Genomic DNA, 3,404 nt, shown 5'->3' with positions numbered 1-3,404 from the left:
CAGAGGTTTATGGTTGAGTGCCACTCGCGCGGCATTTGACCTAACGTCTCGGTCTTCGGAACCCTCCCGCAATCGAACTGCCAATTGGCTAGATAGTGATTTTTTGAATTCCTTATCTGCAAGGTTCCAAAAGTGGTTTTCGTGGCGATGTTTCAGAGCCGCTTTGCTTATTGCCGTGAGCTCTTCTTCTGTAACATCACTCTCATCGCGGCTCGCACAGTTAATCCACTCCCAAACGAATGAGGCGCGTCGTGGGTGGTTTGCCAAAGACTGCCAATCGCCTGTAGCACGGCGAGCATCCACGTAAGCTTTCAGGACTTCGCCAGCAGTATGACCGTCTTCGCCCGCCTGTTCCCAGTAGTGCTCAATAGCGTGATCGTCATAGTCGCGATTGTGCATCGCAAGCCAGAATTTGCGATCATGCGAGTTGACTGACTTGTCACTGCACTCTGCTGCGTCCGATACTACGGCCTCAAATCCGTTGATGTCGACGATCGCGCCATCAATCAGAGTCTCCGCATTCGGATTGTATCCATGCCCGATGATCGCGCTCACACCGGCTCTGAACGCGGGAGTGAGATTTGGTGAAAGTCGTGCAATTGCGGTGTGAAAATTACCGCGAAATGAGCCATTCCTGAACCCTATGTGTAGCGGCTTGAGATCATAATCCGTTGGGCGCGAGATCATCGCTGTTTCTGGCTCAGATTATTTGAGACTATAATTCGATTTGGGACCACTTTATTTGAGAACGGGCTCAGAATAATTGAGACGGGCTCACATTTCTGAGACTGGGATCGGTGGGGTGAGACCATCCACATGACCTCATAGCGACAACCCCGCCATCCGCATTCGCTCTGCCAATTCGCGGGTCCGCGCGGGTTCAAGCTGCCCGCTCAGGAAGCGTTTGATCTCGGCAGGTTTGGACTGGAACTGATCCGCCAATACCTTCACAGAATAGCCCTGCCGGGTGAGACGTGGCTCCAAGTCATCAAAGTCGGGGGCCAGGGTGGCCGACACAATATCCGGCGTGATTGGTTTCTGGCCGATGCGGAACCCGGCCTCCAATGCCCGGTTTAAATATTCGGCAAACTGTAAGGGTGTGGTCAGGCGCTCTGCCAGTAGGTCCAGCGCCGCCGGTTCGATAATCTCGTCAAGTGGAGCGTCGTCCTCGGTACACTGGTCCAAAAGCCAGTCGAGATAGGTTCGGGACTCTTCCCCCAATCCTTCGAAGGGCAGGATATCAGTGCGATGCCCGATCTCTTCCATCGTTGGGCGGCGAAGGTCGTTTCGCAGCTTCGGATGGCCGACCAGAATAACGGACAGATTGCCTCCGCCGCGCGCGATCACTTCCATCAGGCGTTTCAGCCCGATCAATGTCTTTCCATACAGATCATGGGCCTCATCGACAAACAGCGCCACGGGCTTTCCGGAGCGGGCTACCAGCTTCTGAAGTTCTCGTTCCCTCTTTTCACCTTGGGTTGGAATCTTTGGTTCTTTCTCTCGTGAGAGATCGTAGAACAGGGCTGAGATTAGCGTCGGAACGGTCGTGCGGGCTTTGTCCACCGACAGGCTTTCGGCGACAGTGACCTTCTTTTCGCGCGCAATTTCATCTTGCAACCGGTGCAGGAACACAGTCTTGCCGATGCCAACTGGGCCTGTCACAGCGATCAGGCGTCCGGTTCCAATGCCCGCCCGGACGGTGTGGGTGATCTGACGATGGTTCTCGGTCTCATAGAATCCGGCAGCTCGCCAGTCCTTGATCAGCCCATATCGCGCCATGATCTCGGCATTCAGCATTACTCGCTCTCCTCTTCAGCGGCCGGTCGCTTCGGCGAGAACCGGGCGGCTATTTCCTGTTTGATTTCCGCCTTGTCGAGCGTCCGGTCGACAAGATCATTCACGAACGACAGATCCTCGTCTGTCAGGCGGGCCAGCGGCTTGTGCAGCAAATCCGAGACCCCGCGCAGCGCATCCAATCGGCTGCTATAGGTGAACTCTCCATAGGGATCCGGATCGACAAAGGCCTGGCTGGCGAACGGCAGTACGTCTGCGGCTTTGGCCAGGCTTGAATCCAACCCGGCAAGCGCCGATCTGGGCACCGAGATCTTCTGCGCAAGATCTCCGATCCTGTCGGCCCGTGCCTGTGTTTGTGTTTTCTTGGGCTTGCGATAGCGATGCAGCGGGATAGGCCCACCTGTCGGGCGGTAGGGGCCAAAGCGCTTGTCGTTCCACTCAACGAACAGCTCGTGATCAAACACCTGCAGACCTGGTTAAGAAAGGTGGGCATTAAGCCGATCCAAATCTACCCGGGATCACCTTGGGAGAATGGATACAACGAGCGCTTCAATGGCACTCTGCGCCGGGAAGTCCTCAACGCAGAATGGTTCCACACCACCAAACAGGCTCAGATCGTCATCAATACCTGGCTTAGACAGTACAATCGTGTCAGACCCCATCAGGCTCTAAACATGCGACCGCCCGTTCCAGAAACCTTGCTCAAAACTGGCCCATAGAATTGGGGCTGGACAGGCGCACCTGTCGCGTGATTGGATTGGCGCGGAGCACGCTGCAATACCGCGCAGCGCCAAAGGATGATGAGGCGTTACGTCTGGCGATGATCCGATTGGCCAAACGGTATGGGCGCTACGGCTACCGCAAGGTCGCCGAGCTGCTGCGTGTCGAAGGCTGGGCAGTCAATCATAAAAAGATCGAACGACTATGGCGCGAAGAAGGCTTGCAGCTCCCACAACGGCACAAGAAACGCAAACGGCTGTACCACAAGGACAGCTCGATCATCCGGCTCCGACCGCAACATCCCAATCACATCTGGAGCATTGACTTTGTCCACGACAAGCTGAGCAACGGACAGAGCTACAAGATGCTGACGGTGCTGGATGAGTATACCCGTGAGGCGCTCTGCGTAGCGGTCAAGCCGAAGATGAACAGCGCAGACGTGCTGGATGCGCTCTACCCACTCTTATTGCGGCACGGGAAGCCCGAACACATCCGTTCCGACAACGGCGCGGAGTTCATCGCAACGGCCCTGCAGACCTGGTTAAGAAAGGTGGGCATTAAGCCGATCCAAATCTACCCGGGATCACCTTGGGAGAATGGATACAACGAGCGCTTCAATGGCACTCTGCGCCGGGAAGTCCTCAACGCAGAATGGTTCCACACCACCAAACAGGCTCAGATCGTCATCAATACCTGGCTTAGACAGTACAATCGTGTCAGACCCCATCAGGCTCTAAACATGCGACCGCCCGTTCCAGAAACCTTGCTCAAAACTGGCCCATAGAATTGGGGCTGGACAGGCGCACCTGTCGCGTGATTGGATTGGCGCGGAGCACGCTGCAATACCGCGCAGCGCCAAAGGATGATGAGGCGTTACGTCTGGCGATGAT

The 3,404-nt window shown here is 55.8% G+C and carries 5 protein-coding genes; 2 read left to right on the top strand and 3 right to left on the bottom strand.

Features of this window, described 5'->3' with window-relative positions:
• The 3 genes from ACRZ95_RS22720 to ACRZ95_RS22710 all read right to left on the bottom strand — a co-directional run.
• On the bottom strand, nt 1–555 hold a 555-nt coding region (locus tag ACRZ95_RS22720), incomplete at its 3' end, for a hypothetical protein (RefSeq protein WP_480555638.1).
• A gap of 267 nt (nt 556–822) precedes the next feature.
• Nucleotides 823–1,797: an ExeA family protein gene (locus ACRZ95_RS22715; protein ID WP_480425612.1), complete on the bottom strand. Its 975-nt coding sequence runs from the start codon at nt 1,795–1,797 to the stop codon at nt 823–825.
• Nucleotides 1,797–2,258, bottom strand: a complete 462-nt coding sequence (locus ACRZ95_RS22710; protein WP_480555640.1) for a hypothetical protein — start codon at nt 2,256–2,258, stop codon at nt 1,797–1,799. Before ACRZ95_RS22710 ends, ACRZ95_RS22715 begins: the two co-directional genes overlap by 1 nt.
• Here ACRZ95_RS22710 and ACRZ95_RS22705 point away from each other — a divergent pair.
• Nucleotides 2,175–2,513 (top strand): integrase core domain-containing protein, encoded by a 339-nt coding sequence (locus tag ACRZ95_RS22705; protein WP_480433214.1) that lies wholly within the window; start codon nt 2,175–2,177, stop codon nt 2,511–2,513. The genes ACRZ95_RS22710 and ACRZ95_RS22705 overlap by 84 nt on opposite strands.
• Before the next feature lie 2 nt (nt 2,514–2,515).
• Nucleotides 2,516–3,298 carry an IS3 family transposase gene (locus ACRZ95_RS22700; protein WP_480424918.1) on the top strand — a complete coding sequence of 261 codons (783 nt, stop codon included), beginning with the start codon at nt 2,516–2,518 and terminating at the stop codon, nt 3,296–3,298.
• Nucleotides 3,299–3,404 lie beyond the last annotated feature (106 nt).

The organism is Ruegeria sp. AI3 (assembly GCF_056541245.1).
This window is presented reverse-complemented; position numbering and strand designations above follow the sequence as displayed.

What these genes read in the sequence shown, in the direction of transcription:
- ACRZ95_RS22715 (WP_480425612.1), bottom strand. Translation starts at nt 1,797, where the DNA reads ATGCTGAATGCCGAGATCATGGCGCGATATGGGCTGATCAAGGACTGG.
- ACRZ95_RS22705 (WP_480433214.1), top strand. Translation starts at nt 2,175, where the DNA reads ATGCAGCGGGATAGGCCCACCTGTCGGGCGGTAGGGGCCAAAGCGCTT.